The organism is Longispora sp. NPDC051575, from assembly GCF_040681875.1.
GTDB lineage: Bacteria > Actinomycetota > Actinomycetes > Mycobacteriales > Micromonosporaceae > Longispora.
The window spans coordinates 1-22,648 of record NZ_JBFAZP010000022.1 but is presented as its reverse complement, the minus strand read 5'-3'; the positions used below and the strand labels follow the sequence as shown (position 1 = coordinate 22,648).

Sequence of the window (22,648 nt, the reverse complement as noted above, 5' to 3'; positions counted from 1 at the left end):
GTTGTTGTCATGCGCCAGAGCATCGCCGCTGGTCTGCGGCTGACGATCAAGAAGAACTCCACCATCCGGCAGTGCGGTGGCTGCAAGAAGCTGACCGTCCTGCCGGGTACCCAGACCCGCTGCAACAGCTGCCGCCCGCCGGCCGCGTCGCAGCCCTGCCGCCGCACTGCGTAGGTGCCGGTCGGCCCCACAAGCCCTGCTTCACCGGCTCACAGGTGAGGCCCAGCGGTTGCCGCCGCCGGGCCTCGATCGGGCCTACCCACACCTTTTACCGAAGGAGCTAGACCCATGAACAGCATCCCACGCAACGGCCTGCGGGTCGTCAGTGCGGACTTCCCCCCGGCCGAGCTGGTCGAGGTGCACGTGCTCGACCTCCTGGACGGCCCGACCGCCCAGGAGCTGGCCGACCTCGAGGCCGAGTCGCCGGTGATCGTCGCCGGTCTGGACGTCCTGGACGTCGAGATCGCGCTGATCGACCGCACCTCGGTCAGCGAGTTCGACGCCCGCCGCCTGCGCCGCGCCCGGCGTCGGCTGATCGCCGCCGAGCTGGCCGTCTACGGCCTGGCCACCGACATGCCCAGCCTGCGGGCGGTGGCCTGATGGCCTTCCTCGGCTACCCCCTGACCTTGACGGTCGAGGGCCGGCTGCGGGTCCGCGTCGGTGGCGACATCGTCACCGCGACCTGCCCGGCCTGTGAGGCCACGACGGGCCTGCGGTTCACGCTGCACACCGAGACCACCAGCGAGGTTCACGTCACCTGCGCCTGCGGGCGCACCTGGATCGACTCGGCCATCCCGGCCCGCACGATCCGGACGGTGGCCCACGACGCGCTGACCTGGGGCCGGTAGTGACCCGCCACCGCGCCGCGTTCTACGACCCCGACGCCGAGCGGCACTCGGTACCGACGTTCCCGTGGCAGTCCGCCCCCGCCGGCTACGCCACCCGCCGCCAGTTGCGTGCTCAGGGCCTGCGCCCGGGCGGTCAGCCGATCGCGGCACAGATCCTCTGGCCCAGCCGGGGGAAGGTGCGCGAGGCGCACCTGTTCCGCGTCGATCTGGCGTTGCCGAAGCGCACCGCGACCCCCGCGCAGCTGCGCGCGATCCGTAAGGCGTTGCTGTGCCGCCGGATCTGCCCGACGTGCCGGAAGGTGCGCCCGTACTACATCCGCCGTTCGCTGGGCGAGTGCGTCCCGTGCGCTGGACAGGAGAACTGAGACGTGAAAAAGCTGTGGGTCTACGTGGGCGCCGCGTTCGCGGTGTTCGTGGTCGTGACCAACCCGAACGGGTCGGCCGACTTCGCACACGCGCTGTTGTCTGGCCTGACCGAGTTCGGCACGAACCTCGTCGGCGGTGCCCGATGAACAAGTCCGAGCGCGTCGAGAACACCGTTCAGGTCCTGGTCCTGCTCGCGGTCGGGGGCGTGGCGGGGGCTGCGAGCTTCACGCACATGCACGACTGGACCATGGCCAACGCGCCGACCGGGACCGGGAACTGGTTCGGGTGGGCAAACGCGGTGGTGTCGGAGTTGATCCCGATGGCCGCCGCGTTGGAGATCCGCCGCAGACGGCGCAACGGTCAGCCGACCGGCTACGCCATGGCCGTCATGATCGGCTTCGCGCTGCTGTCCCTGGCCGCCCAGGTGGCCCAGGCCAAGGCTTCCGCGTCGGGCTGGCTGCTCGCGGCGGTGCCCGCGATCGGGTTCCTGGCCCTGACCAAGATGGTCCTGTCCCGGGTACCGATCGTCGCCAGCACCGCCGCGAACGCCGTGATGACTGTGGCCGCTCCGGTGGCCGCCCAATTGGCCGCGCCGCCGGTCATCGCACCGGTCACGGTGGCGGACATGCCGGCGGACACGCCCCGGCCACCCGTGCGGTCATCGCGCCGGATGCCGGCTAAGCCGGATACGGCCACTGCTGTGGCCAAGCTGCGGGCCAAGCACCCGGACATGTCTCAGGACGAGATGGCCGCCCGGCTGTCCGTCGCCCCGCGCACCGTGCGCCGCCACCTGGCAGCCCAACGCGCCGACATCCCCGACACCGAGTCCGCTGCCCTTCAGGCCGCGTGAGGAGCATCGACATGGCAAGCAACCCCGAAGGCGAGCCGTTCGACTTCGACCGGCACGCCGACGAACTCGACATCAACGCCGACATTCTCGACCTGGACGCGGCCCGGGCCAACCGCACCCGCCCGACGCCCGGCCCCGACGACATCCGCCCCGACGACCCCGCCGATGACGGCGACAACTACGACGACCCCACGGCCGTGCCGGTGCTGGTCGACTCCGCCGACGCCCAGCGCGTTCCCCGGTTCACGTGGTCCGGTTTGCGGGAGGGTGAGCGCCGCCCGCTGCTGCCGGCGTGGGCCACGTCGCGCAGTCAGGCCCTGTCCGGTGCCCGCTGGCTGGCCGGACTGGCGCTGCACGTGTCCGGTTACCACGCGCTGCGGGTCCCGAAGTACGCGGTCAAGGTCGCGTTCCGCTCGCCGCGCGGGTTGGGGCGGGTGCTGCGGGCGGTGGTGCACTGGACGTGGGACCTGGAGGGCAAGCTGGCCCGGCAGGCGACCGCCGACCGGGCGGACGCGGAGCTGTACCTGAAGCTGTCCAAGCAGCGCGACCGGCGCGTCCGGTGGCGGGGACTGGTCGCCGGTACCGGTGTGCTGGTCGTCGCGCCGATCGTGGCCCTGGCCGCGCTGGGGCTGCCGGGCTGGCAGCAGGGCCTGACCCTCGCCGCGCTGATCGGGCTGCTCGGGATCGCGGGCAAGCCGGCCGACAAGCCCCTGCTCGACACGGCCGTTGTCCGCTCGGCGGTGCCGGTGCTCACGTCGGACGCGGTGGTCACCGCGCTCGCCGCCCTCGGGATCGCCGGTATCAATCAGGCCCTGGGCAAGAGCGGGTCGCGGGGCATCAGCTTCCCGGCCCCGATCGCCCGTGACGGCGACGGCTGGCGCGCTGAGGTGGACCTGCCGGCGGGCGTGACGGCCGGTCAGGTGATGGAAAAGCGCGCCAACCTGGCCGCTGGCCTGTCCCGCCCGCTGGGTTGCGTGTGGCCTGAGGGACGTCCCGAGGTGCATCCCGGCCGGCTGGTCCTGTGGGTGGGTGACAAGGACATGGCGTCGGCCCGTCAGCCCGCCTGGCCGCTCCTGAAGTCCGGGAAGGTCGACCTGTTCGAGCCGTTCCCGTTCGGCACCGACCAGCGCGGACGCGTCATCAAGCTGACGATGATGTTCGCGTCCATGGTGATCGGGTCGGTCCCGCGCATGGGCAAGACGTTCGCCGCCCGGCTGGTCCTGCTCGCCGCCGCCCTCGACGTCCGCGCCGAGATCTACGCCTATGACCTTAAAGGCACCGGTGACTTCGACGTCCTGATGCCGGTTGCGCACCGCCACCGCGCGGGGGACGAGGACGAGGAGATCGCCGCGTGTCTGGCGGATCTGCGGGAGGTGCACACCGAGATGCGCCGCCGCACCAAGGCGATCCGGGCACTGCCCCGCGACCTCTGCCCGGAAAACAAGATCACACCGGAGATCGCATCGAAGAAGGCCCTGAGGCTGCACCCGATCGTCATCGGGGTCGATGAGTGCCAGATCTGGTTCGAGCACCCCACCTACGGATCGGACCTGGAATCGATCTGCGAGGACCTGGTCCGGCGGGGACCTGCGGTCGGGATCATCCCGCTGTTCGCCACGCAGCGCCCCGACGCCAAGTCCCTGCCGCCCGCGATCTCCGGTAACGCCGTCCTGCGGTTTTGCCTGAAGGTCATGGGACACACCGAAAACGACATGGTGCTGGGCACCTCCGCGCACAAGAACGGGATCCGCGCCACGCTGTTCAGCCGGTCGGACAAGGGCATCGGGTTCCTCAAGGGCGAGGGAGACGATCCCGCGATCACCCGCACCTACTTCATCGACGGCCCCGCCGCCGACATCGTGGTGGCCCGAGCCCGGAGCATGCGGGAGAAGGCCGGCAGGCTGTCCGGTCACGCCCTTGGTCAGCAGCCCGACGCGGCACCCACGGCGTCCTCGTTCGACCTGCTCGCCGACATCCTCTCGGTCATCCCGGCGGGTGAGGCGAAGGTGTGGAACGAGACCGTGGTTGACCGCCTGGCCGAGCTGCGTCCCGACGCGTACGGGCCGTGGGCCGACCTGGAGCCCGACCGCAAGACCGCCCAGCTCACCGCTGCGGTCAAGCCGTACGGCATCCGGGTGGCCGACGTCGGCAAGCGGGTCGAGGGTAAGGCCGTCACCCGACGCGGTATCAGCCGCGACGACCTGACCGCCGCGATCACTGACCGTGATCGAAAGCGGAAGGCGAGCTAGGTCCCGTACGGCTGCTAGCGCTAGCACCCCAACCTGCTAGCGCTAGCAGTCCCGCTAGCACCCCATTCGATCCCTGATCAGGCTGCTAGTAGCTAGCAGTCTTCCCAGGTCATGCCCGAAAACAGGCCCAGGAGACACCAGATGCCTTCCGCCAACCTGCTAGCCCGACTCGCCGCGCTGCTGACCTTCGGTTACGCAGCGTATTACCTGCTCAAGTGCACGGTCAGCCCGTTCGGGCGCTGCCGGCGCTGCTCCGGCACCCGCCGGACCGGCCGGAAGTTCGCCCGGCCGTGCCCGCGCTGCGACGGCACCGGACTGCGACAGCGGCTCGGCCGACGCCTGATCGTGTGGGCACGCTCCGAATACCGCGACGGCACCCGATGACCCGCCAACGCGCCGGCTGCCCCGACTGGTGCCGGGGACACGGCTGCGCACTCGGAGAGCACCGCGCGCACCCGGTGCGCCTGCCGCTGCCGAACGGCTCGGCCGTCCTCACCCGGGTAGCCACCGCCGCCGCGCAGCACGCCGAGGTGCGCCTGTCGATCCGGCTCCCCGCCGACGACACCGCCGCACACGCCCGGCTGCTCGCCCTGCTGTTTCAGCTCCAGACCTTGACCGCCACCATCCCGGAGGTCCTGTCGTGATCCCCGACCAGCAAGCCGCGGCTGAACACACGATGCACGCCGCGTTCTCCAACCCCGACACCCTGCACGAGCTGATCGGCTACCTGATCGAGTCCGCCTGGCACTCCGGCTACCAGCACGCCCTGCGGCACGTCGCCGCCCGGCAGGTCGAGATCGACGCCGCGCCCGCCTTGCTCGCCCGCACGTGGGAGCAGCAGGTCGCGGACCGCATCGCGCAGATGGAGACCTACGCCGCCAACAACCCGCACGGCCCCGCCCGCCGTGCCGCCGACCGCATCGCAACTGTTCACCCGATCAACCGGAGGGCCGCCGCATGACCACCCAACGTGCCGTGAAGATCGATGGTGCCGCCCTGCTCGACGCGCTGCGGGCCGCGCTCGTGCGCTATGTCGTCGCCCCCAACCCCGAGTCCGCCGACGCTACCGTGTTGTGGATCGCGGCCACGCACGCTCAGACCGCGTGGGCTCACGCCCCGCGTCTGGTGATCCGGGCGCCGGAGCGTCGGTGCGGCAAGTCGAGGCTCCTCGACGTCGTGGAGGGCACGTGTCACCAGCCGCTGATTACGGTGAACTGCTCGACGGCTGCCGTGTACCGCTCCATCGGGTCGGACACCCCTCCGACGCTGCTGATCGATGAGGCCGACACCATCTTCGGCGTCAAGGCCGGCGACAACGAGGACTTGCGCGGCCTGCTCAACGCCGGGCATCAGCGCAACCGGGCCACGATCCGGTGGGACAACAACACCCGCCAGGTCGAGCACATCCCCACCTTCGCCATGGCCGCACTCGCCGGCATCGGCGCGATGCCGGACACGATCGAGGACCGGGCCGTCATCATCCGCATGCGCCGACGCGCACCGGGGGAGAAGGTCGCCCCGTACCGGGTGCGTCGGGACGGGCCGGCGCTGCGGGCGTTGGGTATTGAGCTGACGAAGTGGCTGGAGCAGCACCTGCCGGCGCTGGAGGCCGCCGAACCGCTCATGCCCCTGGAGGACCGGGCCGCCGACACCTGGGAACCCCTGATCGCCGTGGCAGACCTGGCGGGCGGGGACTGGCCTGATCGGGCACGGGCCGCCGCCGTCGCCCTGACCGCCGCCGCCGACGACACGGCCGGGGCGTCCGACCGCATCCGGCTCCTCGCAGACTGCCGCACGGCGTTCGGGGACCTCGACGCGCTGCCGACCGGCCTGCTCCTGGAGAGACTCAAGGCGGACCCCGAGGCCCCGTGGGTCAACTACGGGTCGGCGGGGCTTACGGCGATGAAGCTGGGTGACCTGCTGCGGGAGTACGACATCCGCTCGCGCAACATCCGGTTCGCCCCGCCGCTCGGGCAGGCCAAGGGCTACCAGCGGGCCGACTTCACCGACGCGTGGAACCGCTACGCGCCGGCCCCGGCGATGCCCGAGGAGCCGGTACCCGCCGGGGTGCCGTCCCAGCCGTCCCAGCCGTCCCCGCCCAGCTAGACCCCGGGACGGCTCCAAGCGTGGGACGGCTCAAGCCGTCCCACGCAACCCCGGGCCGGCACTCGGCTGCGGGCTGCCGTGGTGTCCCTGGGACGGCTTAAGCCGTCCCACCGTTTAAGCCGTCCCGGGGCTGACCTGCACTGGGACGGCTGGGACGGCTGGGACGGCTACCCCACGCCAAACCGGCACCGACAACGAACGATCACGGACCGAGGAGTCGCAAACCGGCCCCCTCAGAGGCTCTGAGAGCAACCGACCCTTACTCGGCTACCGGCCCGTTCGAAATCTTGGCTCTACGGCGCTCTCAGAGCCCCTCTGAAATGACCTGTGCTGGCATCAGATCCGCAGCCTCCATAGAGGACGGTCGGGCCGCGCCGAAGCCGTACGGACGCCCTCAGCGGGCAGTTGCCCTACCCCAGACAAGCGGAAGGAGACCAGTTGTGAGCACCGACCACCTCTCGGCACTGCCCGCGCTGCTACTCACCGTCGAGGAAGCCGCCGGACTCCTCCGGATCGGCCGAACCAACGTGTACTCGCTGATCAAGAACGGCGAACTCAAGTCCGTCCCCGTCGGTCGGCTCCGTCGCATCCGCCCCGCCGACCTGGAGACCTACGTCCGCAACCTCGCCACCGACCTCCCCCCGACGTTCGCAGCCTGACAGGAGATCACGGAATGCCTCGCAAGAAGCGCCAGGAAGGCACCCGCGCACCGAACAACGCGGCGAGCATCTATCTCGGCAGTGATGGAAGCTGGCACGGCCGAGTCACCATGGGCGTTCTCGATGACGGTCGGCCGGACCGACGACACGTCCGAGGCCAGACCGAGGCCCAGGTCATCGAGAAGGTCCGCAAGCTGGAGAAGGACCGCGACGCCGGCAACGTGAAGCGCCCAGGCAAGCCGTGGACGCTGGAGAAGTGGTTGGCCCACTGGCTGGACAACATCGCCGCGCCGAACGTCCGTCAGAACACGATCTCCGGCTACCGCGTCGCTGTCCGGGTACACCTCGTTCCTGGACTCGGGAAGCACCGCCTCGACAAGCTCACACCCGAGCACGTCGAGAAGCTGTACCGCACGATGCAGGACAACGGCAGTGCTGCGGCGACCGCGCACCAGGCGCACCGCACGCTGAGGACCGCACTCAATCAGGCCGTCCGGCGCGGGTACCTGCCCCGCAATCCGGTGCTGTTGGCCACCGCCCCGCAGCTCGATGACGAGGAGATCGAGCCGTACTCGATCGAGGAGGCTCAGCGGCTGCTTGCCCAGGCTGCGGAGGGTCGCAACAGCACCCGGTGGGCGTTCGCGCTCGCACTCGGGTTGCGGCAGGGAGAGGCTTTGGGGCTCCAGTGGCAGGACGTCGACCTGGACAAGGGGGAGATCCACGTTCGCCGCAGCCGGCTTCGGCCGACGTACGGGCACGGGTGCGGGGACACCTGCGGGAAGAAGGCCGGCTACTGCCCGCAGCGCCACCAGACGAACGCGGACACCGACAAGACCAAGTCTCGGGCCGGTCGCCGGAAGATCGGGCTACCGGCCGAGCTGGTTCGTCTGCTGCGGGAGCACCAGGCGACGCAGGAGGAGGAACGGCGGACAGCCTGCCAGCTCTGGGAAGAGGGCGGTTGGGTGTTCGCCACTCCCAAGGGTCGCCCGATCAACCCCCGCTACGACTACGACGGGTGGAAGCGGCTCCTCGTGGCCGCCGGGCTGCGGGACGGCCGACTGCACGACGCTCGCCACACCGCCGCGACGGTGCTCCTGATCGTCGGCGCCCAGCAGCGAGCCGTGATGGGGGTCATGGGCTGGTCGAGCGGGGACATGACGAAGCGGTACCAGCACGTCACCGATCCGGTCCGTAAGGACGTCGCGAAGCGGGTCGGCGGGGCTATCTGGAAGGTGAAGAAGAAGGACCCGAAGCCGAAGAAGAAGGGCAAGCGGGAAGGCCCGGACGATGGCCCGAACGGGTTCCCGGCGGCTGCATAAAGGTACAACTGAGACCAGAAATGAGACCAGAGACGACTAGAGCCGGTACCCATCGGGTACCGGCTCTTTCGTTGTTGCTGCTAACTGGCGGTGGCGGAGGGATTTGAACCCTCGGAGGGCTTGCACCCTCACACGCTTTCGAGGCGTGCTCCTTAGGCCACTCGGACACGCCACCGCCAGCAAGGTTACAGGATCCCCCCGGGGGCTGTCCTCCTGGGTTACGCCGGGCACTCTGACCTGCCCTCGGGGCACGGATGGGCACCGTCCCGGGCGGCCCCGGGCGGGTGACGTGGGTCGCGGGATCCGGCGAGCGGCCCGCCTCCGGGGTGCGGGGCCTGGCAGGATCACTGGCATGAGTACGCACATCGGAGCGAAGCCGGGCGAGATCGCCGAACGGGTACTGATGCCAGGGGACCCGCTGCGCGCGAAATGGATCGCTGAGACCTACCTCGAGGATGCCCAGTGCTACTCGACGGTGCGCAATATGTTTGGCTTCACTGGGAAGTACAAAGGAATAGATGTTTCTGTCCAGGGTTCCGGGATGGGAATGCCCTCGTGTTCGATCTACGTGCACGAGTTGCTCGCCGAATACGGCGTGAAGAGCATCATGCGGGTCGGCAGTTGCGGCTCGATCCAGGAGGATCTGGATCTCCGTGACGTCGTGGCGGCCATCGGGGCGACCACCGACTCCGCCATGAACCGGCAGCGCTTCGACAATTTCGTCGACTTCGCGCCGGTCGCCGACTTCAGCCTGCTGCGCACCGCCGTCGACACGGCCGCCGCGAAGGGCATCGACCTGCGGGTCGGCTCCGTCATGGCGGCGGACGCGTTCTACGGCGACCAGCCCGACCTGTACGGCAAGCTCGCCAAGTACGGCGTGCTCGCGGTCGAGATGGAGACCGCGGCGCTGTACACGATCGCGGCGCGGTTCCGGGCGCGGGCGCTGACCCTGTTGACGGTGAGCGACCACATCCTGCAGGGGACGGCCATGCCGGCGGAGGACCGGGAGCGGACGTTCTCGCAGATGGCGGAGATCGCGCTGGACACGATCATCGTGTAGTCGTGGGTTCGACGTGAGGCCCGGATTGGGCCTCACGTCGAACCCGGCGGCTAGCGGGTGCTCCAGGCGTAGACGGCGTCACCGGCGATCCGCAGCGCCATGGGCTGCTGGGCGCAGGTGTAGTCGGTACCGTCGGGCAGTTGTGCCGGCCACCACGACGCGGTCAGCGCCGCCCCGCCGGGCGCGGTGGTCGCCGTGCACGCCGTCGGTGGTTGCCAGGCGCCGGTGTGGCGGAACCGCAGGATCGAGTCGTTGGAGTCCAGGTCCCACCGGACCCGGATGTCCGCCGCGCCGTCGGGTACCCAGTCCGGGACCCACGAGGCCGGCCCGCCGCCGGCTGCCCGTGCCGCCGCGACGTCGGCGAACTGGGCTTCGCCACCCGTGCCGCAACCGGTGAGCAGCGTGCACATCAACATGCCCGCACCGGTGAGGCCCAACGCTCCGCTTACCCGCACCCGAGTCTCCTGTCCGTCCGCTGGTCGACGACACCGACGACCGTCTGCGCCGAGGCTAGGCAGGTGGTGGGTGTTGGGGTGGGGGTCGCGGGGAGGTTTTGTGAAGAACCCGCCGGTGCGCCCCGGTTGAGACCAGAACTGGGACCGGGAACGACGTAGGGCCGGAACCCATCGGGTTCCGGCCCTACGTTTCGCCTGTACAGGCTGGCGGAGGATACGAGATTCGAACTCGTGGGGTTTTCACCCAACACGCTTTCCAACTCGGTTGATCGTTGTTCATGGGGGTTCATTTACGTTGCCAATGGGGGTTCTTGGGTTGGCTGTGAGTGGGCTGAACGTCTGTGAACGTCCCTGAATGAGACTAAAACTGAGACTGTTGCGCCCGGTGTTGTCGTGCCCGAGACACTGTGTGCGAGGCGAAGGCTCACAGGGCGTATTACTGTTGGCGGGCAGTGCACCCCATTGCTGTAGATGATCATCCGTAGGCGCGAGACTGGTCGGGTGGAGGTGAGCGATGTCGGGCTCTTTTTGGTTGTCTGATTTTATGGATGAAGAGGGCATTGCCAAAAAATCGGACATTGCTAAGGCGTTCTCGTCCAGGCTGATGCGCCAGAGAATGCGGGACCATGCCGAACGTGCCGCTGCATTCCAGAGTCGCACGGTAGTTCCCGTTGATGGTTCGATAGATGCTGTTCTGGCGGGACGATCAATCGACTTGTCGGCTCTCGGCTCATGTGTGGAGTGTGAAGGAGACGTTCTCGACCGGATATTCCGCTCCGTATGGCACTACTTTGATGCTGTGGTAGTTGAGGGGCTCAGCGGCATGCAGGCTAGCGATATGCTGAGTTGGCCTGATGATTCCGAGGAGTTGGCAGCGAGTTTTCTGTCGGCGCACATGAACATTCTCTTTGATGTTCGCGCCATCGGTGCCGAGGACATGCTGATTTTCAGGCAAAAGAAGGTGCCCTGCGTCTACCACTGGAGTGACCATCTGGAGGAAGCTGGATTAGACTCGCTTATTCAAGCCGCCCCCGACATCATTTCGATCTTTGAACGTGAAGGAGAGTTGGAGTCCTTTGGGAAGGGGGAGGGCGATGGATGGACGTTTGCGTATAAGCATCCGGCCCTAGGGGCCGGTCCGATCTTTGGGGGTTTGATTCGGGAGGAGGATTCTGCGGATCCTGACACTCACCCCCGACGCGCCGTAGCCGAGAGCATTTTTAAGTACTTTGCGAGCCGGATCGTAGCGGATGTACAGACATCCCAGGTCTATGGATTGCCTCTAGGTAGTGCGCTCGCGCCATCGGCGCTGACGATGTCCGGTAAGCAGGTTGCCAACGAGGCCGACGTTGCAATGGCGCTCCAGTTGCCCGCACTCGAAGGCGTTCCTCTCAAAGAACTACTACGCATCCGAAAAGACGAAGCGCTGAGTTTTGATCGATTTCGAGTAGCAATGAGGAGTGCAATCAAGGAAAGGCTTCGAGGTGAAGAGGAACTTTCCTCGGAGGCGATTGCTCGGGAGATCCGAGAGGACATCGTGGAGCCTGCCCTGCTGGAAATTGAGAGTAAGTTAAAGGCGGCTAGAAAGGTCCTAATTCGAAAGAGTGGGGCAAGCGTCGCCGTTACCTCAATTGCGACGGTCGTGGGATTGATGGCTCATATGCCGCTACTGCTTCCTGCTGGAATTGCTGCTGGCATGACGCCGGCAGTGCATTACTCCAAGTATCTGGAGGAAGTCCGAGATCTTGAGGTGCACGAGTTGTACTTCTTGTGGAGACTGGGAAGTGTGCATCACTGAGTGCGGAGTCAAGCCCTAAGGCTCTGGAATCCAACAACACAGTAGACGGCCGTCGCGTCGTCGGAAAGCTTGTTTCTTGGCCACCGAGTTGCGGTCTGGTCGGACGCCTCTGCGGCTCGAACTTGCTTGATGAGTTCGCCAGGCCCAGAGGTATTGAGAATGTCGAGAAGTTCGGTCCAGCCGTACAGTTCGAATGCCTCGACGGCACGGGTTGCTCCGTCACTCAGCACGGCTACTCGCTGTACCTCTGCGATGGCGAACTCTCCCGTGAGCGCGTGCTCGGAGGCTGTTGGTTCAGTCGCGGCCACCCAGAAGCCTCCGGGAGTGTTTCTAGCCGCGAGCTCGGCGTGCTTCATGCGGACCAGGGCGGCTGGCTTCTCGGGAGAATCGGCCGGCATGGCGTCGGCAATAGCGCGTTCTGCAAGCGCCGTCTGGCTCACCCGGTGGTCGCTGATGACCCGTACGTCGGTGCCGGAGTCGAGCACCACGGTTACGTCGCCCAGGACGAGGTACCGCAGCGTGTCGCCGTCGAGCTGCACAACCGCGACAGCCGCTGAAGGCGTGCCGGGGTGGGATAGGTCGCACGTGTCCCGATGCAGGTCTGCCGTCCGAGTGATGGCAGCTGAGAGTGCCTTGGTTGGGCCGAGTGCGGCATTTTCGATGATCGCTTCCGCGACGCGGGCGGAGTACCACGCGACTCCGTGAATGCAGCCCGTGCCAGTCCGGGCCGTCTGGCCGTCAAGGACGACGACGATGTTCGGGCCGGTGGCTGCGTAGTCCTCGTTCGGCTTGTCCGGTGAGCCGGGCTCGGTTGCGATGTCGACCCGCACGTCAGTTCCCCTCGTGCTTGTACAGCGGCGTGACGCGCTCAGTGGCGAGGATCTTCCGCTTGTCCTTCGGGTCGAAGCGGCACGAGATCACGGTGGAGAACCTCCGGGCCTTGAGTTCCCGGTACAGCTCCGTGATGTTGTCGGCCACCCAGTGGGCTGCGCCGAGCGTGCCCTGGGCGTGGATGCCGGCCAGGTAGAGGAAGTTCCCCTTGCCGTCCGGGCGCGGGAGCCGTCCCACGTAGGCGTAGTCGGTCGAGGCTCCCTGATCGCGCGGCGACCGGTACTCGGTTCCCGTCGTCTGGTCCACGAGGTACCAGCCGCTGTCGTCGGTGGCGAACCGCAGGTGAGCGTCTGCTCCCATGACCTGGCCGACGAACGGCAGCAGCCGCGGACTGGTCAGGACGATCAGGTTCGGCCGGTTCAGGTCGACCAGTCCGGGCGGCGGGACCACCTCATTCGAGGCTTCGAGGTCGACGGCTTTGGCCAGGTCGCTTAGCGTCTCGTACGCGTTGGACGTCTCGGCGGACAGGACGCTGCCAGGGTCGGTCCCGCCCTCCTCGCTGCCGATCGCGATCGTGAGCCGACTCGTGCCCAGGAACGCGCGCTCCGGTCGGGTGCCGGCGTTCAGCATCGCGGAGATTCGAGAGCGTGAGATGCCGAGCAGGTCGGCGAGCTGGGTCTGTGTCTTACCGAGCGCCAGCAACTCGTCCAACGCCGCACGCCGGATGCGAGCTAGCTCCAGAACCGTGGCCTGGTAATCGTTGATCAGTGCAGTGGCGGCCTTCACGCGCTCCTCGGGATCGAGAATCCGCGTGACATGGCCTACGTCCGGCATCCGAACCCCCAGCTCCTCAACGGGCCTCGCATCAGGGTAGTGCCGTCAGCTTGGAAACCTGGGATTCGGGCACTCTCGGAGACGGAGACGAGGGAGCTACGAAACGACGTAGGACCGGAACCCGATGGGTTCCGGCCCTACGTTTCGCCTGTACAGGCTGGCGGAGGATACGAGATTCGAACTCGTGAGGGCTTTCACCCAACACGCTTTCCAAGCGTGCGCCCTAGGCCACTAGGCGAATCCTCCGTGGGAGAGGCTACATGATGCCCCCCGGTCCGCGCATTCCGGGACTCCCCGGTATGGTTGTCGAAGCTCCTCGTGCGGCGTGTATCTCGTGAACCTCCCCAGGGCCGGAAGGCAGCAAGGATAAGCGGGCTCTGACGGGTGCACGGGGGGCCCTTAATTTTTCCGGGCCAGCCCCGGGTTCCTCACCAGCTCCTGTGAGCGGCCCACCCCGCTCACCGCGCCTGCGGTGCCACCCCGACCAGATCGCCCGCCTGCGGTGCCACCCCGACCACGTCGCCAGCCCGGCCGCACGTTCGGCGCCAGGCCCGAGCCGGGTTCGCCGACCACCAGCTGAGCGGGCAGCCGGCCCCGGCAGGGCAAAGGCGTCAGCGGAGCCCCGCCCCGAACCCAGGACCACGCCGCCGCTCGCCTACGGCACGAGCTTCAGCCACTCCTCGTGGATCCCGTCGAACGGCGCCTGCCGCTCCCGCACGGCACGCAACAGCCAGTCCGCCGAGGCCTGCGCGGACTTGACCACCTCGGGCGGGTAGTCGTACTTCGCCTGGTGCTCGATGAACTCGTCCTCGTCGAGGAGGTTCACCGTGCCGTCGCGCCACCGGGTGACGTCGAGGTCCAGGTCGACCATGGTGACCTCGTCGGGGGTGAGGACGGGGACGGTGGTGATGTCGCAGTACAGCTCGGTGCGGGTGGGTTGGGCGTTGAAGCAGGCCGTCCACCACGCGTCCCGGGGGAAAAGCATGACAAATTTATACGAAAGCGTCTTCGGGGTCGTGTCCCGCAGGAGGGTCGCGCCGGCCGGGATCCCGAGCCACGTCCCGTGCTGGTCCTCACCCAGGTAGGTAGCCGGGTGGTTCCAGTGCAGACTGCCGTCGTATTTCGTGTACCGAACGAAAGTCTCCATCTGTAGACACTAACCGGAGACTCCGGTCACAGCCGTCACATCCCGGGCCGGGGCCCGTCACCTCCCGTTCACCAGGGCGACGATCAAACCCCTCCGACGGGTACGAGGTCCCCGCCGCCCCGAAACGTGGCCCCCGGCCGCCCGCACCCGAGCGTCGGGCGCCGCCGGCCGTTCCCTGGGCGCCGACCGGGCGGCGCCCGCTACCCGGGACAGGCCCAGCCATGTCGGACGGTCGGGCCGCGCCCGCTCCCCAGGGCGGGCCCAGCCGTGCCCGCTACCCGGCCGGTGCCCGCTACCCCGGCCGCGCTCGGTCATGCCCAGCCGTGTCGGACGGTAGGGACGGACCCGGTCCGGCTAGAAGGTGATCGAGCGGGTCGGGTCCGCCGGGGGCAGGTGCCGGAGCTTCTCCGGGTTGAGCTGGTCGTAGATCGCGGTGACCGTCCCGTCGGCGACGGCGAACGACATCACCACCGTCGACTGCCCGTCCTGGATGAGCAGCCCGAGGTCCCCGTTGACGTCGACCAGCTCGGCGTAGGCCTGGGCCTTCCTGCCCTGTCGGGCCAGGCCGAGCATGAACCGGGCCACGCGCAGCGCGCCCCCGATCGGGGTGGCGGCGGCCGGGGCGAGGCCGTTGCTGTCGCCGGTGACGACGACGTTCGGGGCGAGGACGGCGAGCAGGGCGTCCAGGTCGCCGCCCTGGACCGCGTTGAGGAAGGCGCCGACCACCCGCTGCTGTTCGGCGCGGTCGGTGGTGTGCCGGGTGCGGCCGTCGGCGACGGCGCGGCGGGCGCGGGTGGCGAGCTGGCGGGCCGCGGCGGGGGTGGTGCCCAGGGTCTCGGCGAGGGTCTCGAACGGGACGCCGAAGACGTCGTGCAGGACGAAGGCGGCGCGTTGTTCGGGGCCGAGGGTCTCCAGGACGACGAGGAGCGCCATGCTGATGTCCTCGCCGAGGGTGACGGTGTCGGCCGGGTCGGGGTCGGCGGCCGGGCGGGAGACGAGTGGTTCGGGGAGCCACTGGCCGACGTAGGCCTCGCGGCGGACCCGGGCGGAGCGCAGGACGTCGAGGCAGATCCGGCCGGTGACGGTGGTCAGCCAGCCGCGCAGGTCGTTGATCGCGGCCCGGTCGGCGGCGGCGTAGCGCAGCCAGGCCTCCTGGACCGCGTCCTCCGCGTCGGCCCGGGTACCGAGCAGGCGGTAGGCCACGCCGAACAGGTGGGGGCGGTGCTCCTCGAAAACGTCCACGCGGACACCGTAACGGGGGCAGGATTGCAGGATGTTGACCTCCGACCTGCTCAGGGCAAGACCGGGTGTGCGTCTCGCCGACATCGATCCGCGCGGCACGCCCGGGGTCACGTCGAGAAAGGACCCGAAACAGTGGTCCCGGGTCGAAGTTTCGCTGATCGGGGCGGAGCTCGCCGCGTACCAGGAGATGTTGTACGCGGACGCGAAGGCCGGCTCCGATCCGCGCCGGGTGCTCCTGGTCCTCCAGGCGATGGACTGCGGGGGCAAGGACGGCACGGTGAAGAACGTCGTGGGCCAGTTCGACCCGCTCGGGTTGCGGATCGTGAGCTTCGGGCCGCCGACGAAGGAGGAGCTGGAGCACCCGTTCCTGTGGCGGATCCGCAACGCGCTGCCGCCGGCCGGGTACGTGGGCGTGTTCAACCGGTCGCACTACGAGGACGTGCTGATCGTCCGGGTGCACGACCTGGTGCCCCGCCGGGTGTGGGCGCGGCGGTACGACACGATCAACCGGTTCGAGGCGGAGCTGGTGGCCGACGGGTACACCCTGGTCAAGGTCATGTTGCACATCTCCAAGGAGGAGCAGCGCAAGCGGCTGTCCGAGCGGTTGACGGACCCGACGAAGCACTGGAAGTACAACCCGGGGGACATCGACGAGCGGGCGTTCTGGGACGACTACCAGGAGGCGTACGAGGCGGTGCTGGAGCGGTGTTCGACCGACGCGGCCCCGTGGCACGTGGTCCCGGCGGACCGGAAGTGGTACCGGAACTACGCGGTGGCGACGCTGCTGAGGGAGGCGTTCGAGCGCCTCGACCTGAAGTACCCTAAAGCAGACTTTGACCTGAAAAAGGAGGTCAAACGTCTGGAGTCCAGCGGGTGAACGTCAGATGAACTGGCGTTGAATCGTTGACAAATTAGGGTACGCGCCTGTAGCCGCCGCCGAGGTAGTGCCTAGCATTCCCCAGGACCTGCCCACATACGCTCATGAGGTTGCCGTGGCATTCAAGCTTCGTCCCAGCGAGGACGCGTTCTACGAGTTCTTCAGTCGGGCCGCGCAGAACCTTGTCAAGGGCGCGGAGATCCTGAGCGAGCTGGGACTGCCGGAGGTCGACATCCCGTCGGTCGCCGAGCGCCTGGTCGACGTCGAGCACGACAGCGACCAGATCACGCACGAGCTGTACAACAAGATCAACTCTTCGTTCATCACGCCGTTCGACCGGGAGGACATCTACCGGCTCGGCTCGCTGCTGGACGACTGCATGGACCACATCGAGGCCGTCGGCAGCCTGGTGTACCTCTACGGCCTGACCAGCCTGCCCAACCTGCCCCGGGAGATGCACGACCTGGTCGAGGTCATCAACGAGCAGGCCCGGGTCACCGCCGCCGCCATGCCCGGCCTGAAGGGCATGAAGGGCCTCAAGGACTACTGGGTCGAGATCAACCGTCTGGAGAACGCCGGAGACAAGGCGTACCGGATGCTGCTGGTCCGGCTCTTCTCGGGCGAGTACGACGCGCTGACCGTCCTGAAGATGAAGGAGGTCGCCGACGAGCTCGAGGCCGCCTGTGACGCCTTCGAGCATGTGGCGAACACCATCGAGACCATCTCGGTCAAGGAGTCATGACCGCCCAACTCGTCGGCACGATCGTGGTGATCGCGCTGGCCATGGGCTTCAACTACACCAACGGCTTCCATGACGCCGCGAACGCCATCGCCACCTCGGTCTCCACCCGCGCCCTGACGCCCAGGATCGCCCTCGGCATGGCCGCGATCGGCAACCTGGTCGGCTCGTTCTTCGGCGCGAAGGTCGCCGCCACGGTCGGCAAGGGCATCATCGACAAGCCCGTGCTGGCGGTCGTCGGCGCGGGCCTGGTCGGCGCGATCGTGTGGAACCTGATCACCTGGTACTACGGCCTGCCGTCCTCGTCCTCGCACGCCCTGATCGGCGGGCTGGTCGGCGCGGCGCTGGCGGGCGGCACGGTCGTGCTGTGGGACGGCATCATCAAGAAGGTCCTCATCCCGATGGTGGTGTCCCCGGTGGTCGGCTTCGGGCTCGGCTTCCTGGTGATGCTCGCGGTGATGTGGATCTTCCGGAACGGGCACCCGGGCAAGCTGAACCGGGGCTTCCGGCTCGCGCAGACCGTGTCCGCCGCCGGGATGGCGTTCGGGCACGGCCTCCAGGACGCGGCCAAGACCATGGGCATCGTGGTGCTCGCCCTCTACGCGGGCGGCGTCCAGGACAACCTCACCCACATCCCCGTCTGGGTGTACTTCATGACGGCGGCCGTCCTGGCGGCGGGCACGTACTCCGGCGGCTGGCGGATCATCAAGACCCTCGGCCGCAAGGTGATCGACCTGGGCCCCGCCCAGGGCTTCGCCGCGGAGACGGCGGCCAGCACGGTGCTGTACGTCGCGGCGATCGGCTACGGCGCGCCCATCTCGACCACGCACACCATCACCTCGGCGATCATGGGCGTGGGCGCGACCAAGAAGCTGTCGGCCGTGCGCTGGGGGGTGGCCGGCAACATCGTGGTCGCCTGGGTGCTGACGTTCCCGGCCGCCGCGGCGGTGGCGGCGCTGTCGTACTTCGTGTTCTCGCTGTTCGGCTAGCCCGGCTGGTGGCTCCCCGCGGCGCTGGACGGCGCGGGCGCGCGGACTCCGGTCCGGGTCGGACACGGCGAAGGCGCGGCATCCCTGGTGGGTGCCGCGCCTTCCGCGTTCGTGGGCCTGGTCAGGCCCTGCGTGCCCTGCGGCCCTTCGTCAGCGCCAGCCCGGCGCCCACGAGGGCGAGCGCGCCGACGAGGAGCGCGATCTTCTTCCGGCGTCCGCCGCCGACCGCGCCCTCGTCGACCGTCGGATCCGTCGTCGACTCCCATGCGTCCTGCTTGGCCATCCCCGCCCCCTTCGCCCCGCGCGACTGTTCGCCGTAGCCTAAGCGACAAATCCCCCGTTACCGGTCAGTATCCGGGCTCGCCGGGCAGGACCATCCGCGCGCCGTCCGCCGTGACCACCGCGCGCGGCACGATCGGGGTCTCCGCGTCCCGGCCGGCCGCCGCCGCCAGGACGGCCGCCACGTCCGGCAGCCCGGACAGCTCGCGCAGCGTCTCCGCCGTCGGCGGCAACATCGCCAGGTCGCCGGCCGCGTGCCGGGCCACCGCCTCGGCCGGGCGCAGCCAGACCACGTGGTCGGCCTCCCCGCCCTCGAAGTACTCGGGGACCTGGCCCTCCGGCAGCGCGGCCACGAAGAACCAGGTGTCGTACCGGCGCGGCTCGAACTCCGGGGTGATCCACCGCGCCCACGGCACCAGGTCGGTCAGCCGCAGCCCGGTCTCCTCCAGCACCTCGCGCACGGCGGTCGCCACGATGTCCGGGTCCTCCGGCTCGGCCGCCCCACCAGGGAAGGCGTGCATCTCGGCGGCGAACTTCATCGTGGCGGCCCGGCGGAACAGATAGACCTCCGGCCCCGCCGGCGCGTCCCGCAGGATCGCCACGGTCGCCGCCCGGCGGGGCTCCACCGGGGTGCCGGGGAGTTCGGCCCAGGCCCGGGCCCGTTCGACGAGCCAGTCGGGGAGTACCCGCGCGGGGTCGGTCATGCCGGCTCCCCCGTCATCGCGGTGCCGACCTGGCGGAAGCCCACGTGCTCGTACAACCGGGCCACGTCCTGGTCGCCGGCCGACAGGAACACGGTGCGCACCCCCGAGGACAGGGCGTCGGCCGCCAGCGCCCGGGTCACGGCCGCGCCGAGGCCCCTGCGCCGCGCCGAGGGCAGCGTGGCCACCCCCACGATCTCGGTCACCTCACCCACGGGCTGGTGGATGCCGGCGGCCACCGGGCCCTCGGGGTCGAACGCCGCGTACACGACGGTGGTGTGGGCCCTGATCCTGGCGCGCAACGCGTCCAGCGGTTCCCCGTCGACGGCGGCGGTGTCGCGTTCCGTGGCGCCGGCCGCGCCGACCGCCGTGCCCGGGGTGCCGAAGCCCACGTTCTGCACGCCGCGCACCCGGCCCAGGTCGGGGTCGTCGGCCGTGACCCGCCGGACCCGGTCGTCCACCGGATCGGCGCTGAGCTGGTCCAGGACGAGGATCGGGTGGGCCTCGACCCGCAGCCCGGCCTCCTCTGCGGCCTCCCGCATGCTCGGGCTGAGCTCGGCCACCCACTCGAACGTCTCGGGCAGGCCCAGTTCGCGCTGGCGGTCCCGGACCTTGGTCACGTCCGCTGCGGTGATCGACGCGTCGAGACCCAGGCCAGGTCGGGCGTAGTAGGGCCAGCCGCCGTCAATGGTGACAAACAGGGTGAGAGGCCCATAAGTCTCCGTTCGCGCGGCCGTGCGGGGGACGGCGTCGAAATACGCCTCGAGCTGGAGTAGTTCGGTCACGTCCCCAGACTAGGCTCTGCCCCGTGGACGCCTACCTCATCAACGCCGTGCGGACCCCCTTCGGCAAGCACCGCGGCGGTCTCTCGCACATCCGCACCGACGACCTGGCAGCGTTGCCGATCGTCGAGCTGCTCCGTCGTACGCCCGGCCTGGACCCGGCGAGGATCGACGACGTCATCCTCGGCGACACCAACGGGGCGGGCGAGGACAACCGCAACGTCGCCCGGATGGCCGCCCTGCTCGCCGGCCTGCCGGTCACCGTGCCCGGCGTGACCGTCAACCGGCTGTGCGCCTCCGGCGGCGAGGCCATCACCCAGGCGGCCCGGGCCATCGGCTCCGGCGACGCCACGGTGATGCTCGCCGGCGGGGTGGAGAGCATGAGCCGCGCGCCGTTCGTGCTGGCCAAGCCCGACAAGCACCTGCCGCCGGCCATGGAGCTCGTGCAGACCCAGGTCGGCTGGCGGATGGTCAACCCGCAGTTCCCCGACACCTGGACCCGGTCGCTCGGGGCCTGCGCGGAGTCCGTCGCCGCCGAACTGGGCGTCAGCCGAGCCGACCAGGACGAGTGGGCGCTGCGCTCGCACACCCTCGCCGCTGAGGCCTGGAAGCAGGGGCTGCACGACTACGTGCTGCCCGTCGGCGACGTGACCCGCGACGAGTGCATCCGGGCGTCGACGATCGAGCAGCTGGCCGCCCTGAGGCCGGCGTTCACGAAGGACGGCACGGTCACCGCCGGCAACTCCTCCCCGATCAACGACGGAGCCATCGCGGTACTGATGGGCAACCACGCCGTCGCCGACGAACTCGGCGGCCCCATGGGCCAGATCATCTCCTCGGCGACCGTGGGCGTGGAGCCCGACCGGTTCTCCGTCGCCCCCGTGCCCGCGATCGAGAAGGCGCTGGCCAAGGCGGGGCTGACGGCCGACGACATCGACGTGTGGGAGATCAACGAGGCGTTCGCGGCGATGGTGCTGTCCTGCCTGACCCTGCTGAAGATCGACCGGGACAAGGTGAACCCGCACGGCGGGGCGCTCGCGATCGGGCACCCGCTGGGCGCGTCGGCACCCCGGGTGATCGTGGACCTGTGCCGGGAGCTCAAGCGGCGCGGCGGCGGGTACGGGGTCGCGGCGGCGTGCATCGGGGTCGGGCAGGGGACCGCGATGGTGGTCAAGGTCGAGTAGCGCTCCGCGTCGTCGGGGGCCGCGTGGGGGAGCCCGCCCGCGCGGTACCCGACGAAGGGTTTCGGGTCATTCCGTCTTCACATACTCCGCCGGCACATGCTCCGCCAGCCACACCCCGTTGGTCGACCGGTAGAACACGTGCCCGTCGGCGGCCATCCGCCCGGCGTGCACGGTCAGCACCACCGGCCGCCCGCGCCGCGCCCCCACCTGCACCGCCGTCGCGGTATCCCCCGACAGGTGCACGTGGTGCCGGTTGCCCTTCAGGAGCCCCTGCTCCAGGATCGCGGCCACGTTCCCGGCGGGCGTGCCGTGGTACAACACGGCAGGGGGCTCGGCCGGCTCATACCCCAGGTCCACGGCCACGGAGTGGCCCTGGCTGGCCCGGATCCGCCCGTCGACGACCTCGAAGCGCTTCTTGTTGTTCTCGGCGACCACCACGTCGAGCTGCTCGCGGGTGAGGTGCATCGCGGCGAGCAGGTCCTCGACCGGCACCCAGCCGGCGGGGTCCAGAGAGAGACCAAGGCGCTCCGGCTGGTGCCGGAGCGCCTTCGACATACGTTTACTGACTTTGACTACGTCCATGCCCTGCAACCTAGTTCGCCGCCCGACTGTGGGCGATGGGATATTCGACGGATGCGGGACACGGATAGTTTGTTCGAGGACTGGCTGCACTCCCTACGCGACCTGACCGGAAGCCGTGAGCTCCTGGAGAGCTGGCAGGAACGACGGTTCGCCTTCGCGCACCGGGTGGCCAACGCGCTGGTGGGGCCGCCCGGATCCCCGGAGATCACCGGCCCGGTGCTCTACGGCGTCTACCTCAGCGGTTCGCGGCTCGTCTACATCGGGCAGACGCTGGACGCCAACCGGCGACTCCGCGACCTCCTGATCGGGGAGAGCCATCATCTGGCGAACACAGTTCCGCCCGAGCTGTGGGAGCGGGTCGTCGTCGTCCGCTGGCCGGAACTGCTCGACCCTGCGGACCTGGTCCAGATCGCGGTTCTGGACGCCCTGCCGAAAAAGAGGAGCCCCGAGCCCCGGAACGACGGGCTCGCAGTCTGTGGCCTCGCGCTGGAGCATCACCTGCAGCTTGCCCACCGTCCCCCGCTGAACAGCAGGAGACGAGAGGCGGCCGGAGTCTGGAAGATGCGGAATCTGACTGCGAGCAAGTCGGCGGGGGCTGCGAGCGCTCCGCGATTCGCCCGACTGTGCCGAGAGGTACATGACGAGTGGGAGACGTTGGGGACTGCACCCGGTTTGGTTGACTCCTTGATCTGTGAGGATCTTGGTCCTCCTGGAAGGATGTCTTCGTGCCGAAAGCTTTCCCGCCCGAGTT

General features: G+C 68.9%; 29 protein-coding genes, 2 tRNA genes and 1 other RNA gene. 21 read left to right on the top strand and 11 right to left on the bottom strand.

What is annotated here, in order from left to right; translation table 11 throughout:
* Positions 1-9 precede the first annotated feature (9 nt).
* From AB0M43_RS38000 to AB0M43_RS37940, 13 genes are all read left to right on the top strand, one after another.
* Positions 10-174 (top strand): hypothetical protein, encoded by a 165-nt coding sequence (locus AB0M43_RS38000; RefSeq protein ID WP_363732390.1) that lies wholly within the window; start codon positions 10-12, stop codon positions 172-174.
* A gap of 114 nt (positions 175-288) precedes the next feature.
* Positions 289-600, top strand: coding sequence for a DUF6284 family protein (locus AB0M43_RS37995; RefSeq protein WP_363732388.1), 312 nt, complete (start codon positions 289-291; stop codon positions 598-600).
* A complete protein-coding gene (locus AB0M43_RS37990; RefSeq protein WP_363732386.1) occupies positions 600-848 on the top strand; it encodes a hypothetical protein in 249 nt (82 codons plus the stop codon). The genes AB0M43_RS37995 and AB0M43_RS37990 overlap by 1 nt, the downstream gene beginning before the upstream one ends.
* On the top strand, positions 848-1,213 hold the full coding sequence (locus tag AB0M43_RS37985) for an RRQRL motif-containing zinc-binding protein (protein ID WP_363732384.1): 366 nt from the start codon (positions 848-850) through the stop codon (positions 1,211-1,213). Before AB0M43_RS37990 ends, AB0M43_RS37985 begins: the two co-directional genes overlap by 1 nt.
* A gap of 3 nt (positions 1,214-1,216) precedes the next feature.
* Positions 1,217-1,360, top strand: coding sequence for a hypothetical protein (locus AB0M43_RS37980; RefSeq protein WP_363732382.1), 144 nt, complete (start codon positions 1,217-1,219; stop codon positions 1,358-1,360).
* Positions 1,357-2,064 carry a hypothetical protein gene (locus AB0M43_RS37975; RefSeq protein WP_363732379.1) on the top strand — a complete coding sequence of 236 codons (708 nt, stop codon included), beginning with the start codon at positions 1,357-1,359 and terminating at the stop codon, positions 2,062-2,064. Before AB0M43_RS37980 ends, AB0M43_RS37975 begins: the two co-directional genes overlap by 4 nt.
* Before the next feature lie 11 nt (positions 2,065-2,075).
* On the top strand, positions 2,076-4,313 hold the full coding sequence (locus AB0M43_RS37970; protein WP_363732376.1) for a cell division protein FtsK: 2,238 nt from the start codon (positions 2,076-2,078) through the stop codon (positions 4,311-4,313).
* A gap of 141 nt (positions 4,314-4,454) precedes the next feature.
* Complete coding sequence (locus tag AB0M43_RS37965; RefSeq protein WP_363732373.1) at positions 4,455-4,697, top strand: hypothetical protein; 243 nt, start codon at positions 4,455-4,457, stop codon at positions 4,695-4,697.
* Positions 4,694-4,957, top strand: a complete 264-nt coding sequence (locus tag AB0M43_RS37960; RefSeq protein ID WP_363732371.1) for a hypothetical protein — start codon at positions 4,694-4,696, stop codon at positions 4,955-4,957. Before AB0M43_RS37965 ends, AB0M43_RS37960 begins: the two co-directional genes overlap by 4 nt.
* Positions 4,954-5,274 carry a hypothetical protein gene (locus tag AB0M43_RS37955; RefSeq protein ID WP_363732369.1) on the top strand — a complete coding sequence of 107 codons (321 nt, stop codon included), beginning with the start codon at positions 4,954-4,956 and terminating at the stop codon, positions 5,272-5,274. Before AB0M43_RS37960 ends, AB0M43_RS37955 begins: the two co-directional genes overlap by 4 nt.
* Entirely contained in the window at positions 5,271-6,419 is a 1,149-nt protein-coding gene (locus AB0M43_RS37950; RefSeq protein WP_363732367.1) for a DUF3631 domain-containing protein, read from the top strand. The genes AB0M43_RS37955 and AB0M43_RS37950 overlap by 4 nt, the downstream gene beginning before the upstream one ends.
* Before the next feature lie 440 nt (positions 6,420-6,859).
* Entirely contained in the window at positions 6,860-7,078 is a 219-nt protein-coding gene (locus AB0M43_RS37945) for a helix-turn-helix domain-containing protein (protein WP_363732365.1), read from the top strand.
* 14 nt (positions 7,079-7,092) lie between these two features.
* Positions 7,093-8,397 carry a tyrosine-type recombinase/integrase gene (locus AB0M43_RS37940; RefSeq protein ID WP_363732363.1) on the top strand — a complete coding sequence of 435 codons (1,305 nt, stop codon included), beginning with the start codon at positions 7,093-7,095 and terminating at the stop codon, positions 8,395-8,397.
* An 85-nt stretch (positions 8,398-8,482) separates the two neighbouring features.
* Here the strand turns inward: AB0M43_RS37940 and AB0M43_RS37935 are convergent.
* Positions 8,483-8,572, bottom strand: a tRNA-Ser gene (locus tag AB0M43_RS37935).
* Between the two features lie 177 nt (positions 8,573-8,749).
* On the opposite strand from AB0M43_RS37935, the gene deoD reads away from it, so the two are divergent.
* Positions 8,750-9,457 carry a purine-nucleoside phosphorylase gene (deoD, locus tag AB0M43_RS37930; RefSeq protein ID WP_363732361.1) on the top strand — a complete coding sequence of 236 codons (708 nt, stop codon included), beginning with the start codon at positions 8,750-8,752 and terminating at the stop codon, positions 9,455-9,457.
* 50 nt (positions 9,458-9,507) lie between these two features.
* On the opposite strand, the gene AB0M43_RS37925 is transcribed toward deoD, so the two are convergent.
* Complete coding sequence (locus tag AB0M43_RS37925) at positions 9,508-9,912, bottom strand: hypothetical protein (protein WP_363732359.1); 405 nt, start codon at positions 9,910-9,912, stop codon at positions 9,508-9,510.
* Between the two features lie 544 nt (positions 9,913-10,456).
* On the opposite strand from AB0M43_RS37925, the gene AB0M43_RS37920 reads away from it, so the two are divergent.
* Positions 10,457-11,710, top strand: coding sequence for a hypothetical protein (locus AB0M43_RS37920; RefSeq protein WP_363732356.1), 1,254 nt, complete (start codon positions 10,457-10,459; stop codon positions 11,708-11,710).
* Positions 11,711-11,718: 8 nt separating this feature from the next.
* On the opposite strand, the gene AB0M43_RS37915 is transcribed toward AB0M43_RS37920, so the two are convergent.
* The 3 genes from AB0M43_RS37915 to AB0M43_RS37905 all read right to left on the bottom strand — a co-directional run bounded on the left by AB0M43_RS37915 (position 11,719) and on the right by AB0M43_RS37905 (position 13,621).
* Positions 11,719-12,540 (bottom strand): hypothetical protein, encoded by an 822-nt coding sequence (locus AB0M43_RS37915; protein ID WP_363732354.1) that lies wholly within the window; start codon positions 12,538-12,540, stop codon positions 11,719-11,721.
* Between the two features lies 1 nt (position 12,541).
* On the bottom strand, positions 12,542-13,375 hold the full coding sequence (locus tag AB0M43_RS37910) for a helix-turn-helix transcriptional regulator (RefSeq protein WP_363732352.1): 834 nt from the start codon (positions 13,373-13,375) through the stop codon (positions 12,542-12,544).
* Positions 13,376-13,533: 158 nt separating this feature from the next.
* Positions 13,534-13,621: transfer RNA gene (locus tag AB0M43_RS37905), tRNA-Ser, on the bottom strand.
* Between the two features lie 61 nt (positions 13,622-13,682).
* Between AB0M43_RS37905 and ffs the strand changes: the two genes are divergently transcribed.
* Positions 13,683-13,779, top strand: an RNA gene (gene ffs / locus AB0M43_RS37900) — signal recognition particle sRNA small type.
* Positions 13,780-14,030: 251 nt separating this feature from the next.
* Here ffs and AB0M43_RS37895 read toward each other — a convergent pair.
* Both AB0M43_RS37895 and AB0M43_RS37890 read right to left on the bottom strand, forming a co-directional pair.
* Positions 14,031-14,522, bottom strand: coding sequence for a DUF402 domain-containing protein (locus tag AB0M43_RS37895; RefSeq protein WP_363732350.1), 492 nt, complete (start codon positions 14,520-14,522; stop codon positions 14,031-14,033).
* A gap of 354 nt (positions 14,523-14,876) precedes the next feature.
* Positions 14,877-15,764 carry a sigma-70 family RNA polymerase sigma factor gene (locus tag AB0M43_RS37890; RefSeq protein WP_363732347.1) on the bottom strand — a complete coding sequence of 296 codons (888 nt, stop codon included), beginning with the start codon at positions 15,762-15,764 and terminating at the stop codon, positions 14,877-14,879.
* 31 nt (positions 15,765-15,795) lie between these two features.
* On the opposite strand from AB0M43_RS37890, the gene AB0M43_RS37885 reads away from it, so the two are divergent.
* From AB0M43_RS37885 to AB0M43_RS37875, 3 genes are all read left to right on the top strand, one after another.
* Positions 15,796-16,641: a polyphosphate kinase 2 family protein gene (locus AB0M43_RS37885; protein ID WP_363732344.1), complete on the top strand. Its 846-nt coding sequence runs from the start codon at positions 15,796-15,798 to the stop codon at positions 16,639-16,641.
* Between the two features lie 115 nt (positions 16,642-16,756).
* Positions 16,757-17,383 (top strand): DUF47 family protein, encoded by a 627-nt coding sequence (locus AB0M43_RS37880; protein WP_363732341.1) that lies wholly within the window; start codon positions 16,757-16,759, stop codon positions 17,381-17,383.
* Positions 17,380-18,369: an inorganic phosphate transporter gene (locus AB0M43_RS37875; RefSeq protein ID WP_363732338.1), complete on the top strand. Its 990-nt coding sequence runs from the start codon at positions 17,380-17,382 to the stop codon at positions 18,367-18,369. The genes AB0M43_RS37880 and AB0M43_RS37875 overlap by 4 nt, the downstream gene beginning before the upstream one ends.
* Positions 18,370-18,490: 121 nt before the next feature.
* Here the strand turns inward: AB0M43_RS37875 and AB0M43_RS37870 are convergent, their stop codons facing one another.
* From AB0M43_RS37870 to AB0M43_RS37860, 3 genes are all read right to left on the bottom strand, one after another.
* A complete protein-coding gene (locus AB0M43_RS37870; protein WP_363732336.1) occupies positions 18,491-18,652 on the bottom strand; it encodes a hypothetical protein in 162 nt (53 codons plus the stop codon).
* Between the two features lie 64 nt (positions 18,653-18,716).
* A complete protein-coding gene (locus AB0M43_RS37865; protein WP_363732333.1) occupies positions 18,717-19,352 on the bottom strand; it encodes an NUDIX domain-containing protein in 636 nt (211 codons plus the stop codon).
* A complete protein-coding gene (locus tag AB0M43_RS37860) occupies positions 19,349-20,134 on the bottom strand; it encodes a GNAT family N-acetyltransferase (protein WP_363732330.1) in 786 nt (261 codons plus the stop codon). The genes AB0M43_RS37865 and AB0M43_RS37860 overlap by 4 nt, the downstream gene beginning before the upstream one ends.
* Before the next feature lie 23 nt (positions 20,135-20,157).
* On the opposite strand from AB0M43_RS37860, the gene AB0M43_RS37855 reads away from it, so the two are divergent.
* Positions 20,158-21,315 carry a thiolase family protein gene (locus AB0M43_RS37855; protein WP_363732329.1) on the top strand — a complete coding sequence of 386 codons (1,158 nt, stop codon included), beginning with the start codon at positions 20,158-20,160 and terminating at the stop codon, positions 21,313-21,315.
* Positions 21,316-21,381: 66 nt separating this feature from the next.
* On the opposite strand, the gene AB0M43_RS37850 is transcribed toward AB0M43_RS37855, so the two are convergent.
* Positions 21,382-21,897: an RNA 2'-phosphotransferase gene (locus AB0M43_RS37850; protein ID WP_363732326.1), complete on the bottom strand. Its 516-nt coding sequence runs from the start codon at positions 21,895-21,897 to the stop codon at positions 21,382-21,384.
* 51 nt (positions 21,898-21,948) lie between these two features.
* Between AB0M43_RS37850 and AB0M43_RS37845 the strand changes: the two genes are divergently transcribed.
* Positions 21,949-22,648 (top strand): hypothetical protein (locus AB0M43_RS37845; RefSeq protein ID WP_363732323.1); only part of this gene is annotated, 700 nt, incomplete at its 3' end.

Excerpts from the sequence above, each read along its gene's own strand:
- AB0M43_RS37940 (WP_363732363.1), top strand. The coding sequence starts at position 7,093 with ATGCCTCGCAAGAAGCGCCAGGAAGGCACCCGCGCACCGAACAACGCG.
- AB0M43_RS37965 (WP_363732373.1), top strand. The coding sequence starts at position 4,455 with ATGCCTTCCGCCAACCTGCTAGCCCGACTCGCCGCGCTGCTGACCTTC.
- AB0M43_RS37990 (WP_363732386.1), top strand. The coding sequence starts at position 600 with ATGGCCTTCCTCGGCTACCCCCTGACCTTGACGGTCGAGGGCCGGCTG.
- deoD (WP_363732361.1), top strand. The coding sequence starts at position 8,750 with ATGAGTACGCACATCGGAGCGAAGCCGGGCGAGATCGCCGAACGGGTA.
- AB0M43_RS37995 (WP_363732388.1), top strand. The coding sequence starts at position 289 with ATGAACAGCATCCCACGCAACGGCCTGCGGGTCGTCAGTGCGGACTTC.
- AB0M43_RS37910 (WP_363732352.1), bottom strand. The coding sequence starts at position 13,375 with ATGCCGGACGTAGGCCATGTCACGCGGATTCTCGATCCCGAGGAGCGC.
- AB0M43_RS37950 (WP_363732367.1), top strand. The coding sequence starts at position 5,271 with ATGACCACCCAACGTGCCGTGAAGATCGATGGTGCCGCCCTGCTCGAC.
- AB0M43_RS37870 (WP_363732336.1), bottom strand. The coding sequence starts at position 18,652 with ATGGCCAAGCAGGACGCATGGGAGTCGACGACGGATCCGACGGTCGAC.
- AB0M43_RS37875 (WP_363732338.1), top strand. The coding sequence starts at position 17,380 with ATGACCGCCCAACTCGTCGGCACGATCGTGGTGATCGCGCTGGCCATG.
- AB0M43_RS37865 (WP_363732333.1), bottom strand. The coding sequence starts at position 19,352 with ATGACCGACCCCGCGCGGGTACTCCCCGACTGGCTCGTCGAACGGGCC.
- AB0M43_RS37970 (WP_363732376.1), top strand. The coding sequence starts at position 2,076 with ATGGCAAGCAACCCCGAAGGCGAGCCGTTCGACTTCGACCGGCACGCC.
- AB0M43_RS37885 (WP_363732344.1), top strand. The coding sequence starts at position 15,796 with ATGTTGACCTCCGACCTGCTCAGGGCAAGACCGGGTGTGCGTCTCGCC.
- AB0M43_RS37920 (WP_363732356.1), top strand. The coding sequence starts at position 10,457 with ATGGATGAAGAGGGCATTGCCAAAAAATCGGACATTGCTAAGGCGTTC.
- AB0M43_RS37850 (WP_363732326.1), bottom strand. The coding sequence starts at position 21,897 with ATGGACGTAGTCAAAGTCAGTAAACGTATGTCGAAGGCGCTCCGGCAC.
- AB0M43_RS37960 (WP_363732371.1), top strand. The coding sequence starts at position 4,694 with ATGACCCGCCAACGCGCCGGCTGCCCCGACTGGTGCCGGGGACACGGC.
- AB0M43_RS37975 (WP_363732379.1), top strand. The coding sequence starts at position 1,357 with ATGAACAAGTCCGAGCGCGTCGAGAACACCGTTCAGGTCCTGGTCCTG.
- AB0M43_RS38000 (WP_363732390.1), top strand. The coding sequence starts at position 10 with ATGCGCCAGAGCATCGCCGCTGGTCTGCGGCTGACGATCAAGAAGAAC.
- AB0M43_RS37895 (WP_363732350.1), bottom strand. The coding sequence starts at position 14,522 with ATGGAGACTTTCGTTCGGTACACGAAATACGACGGCAGTCTGCACTGG.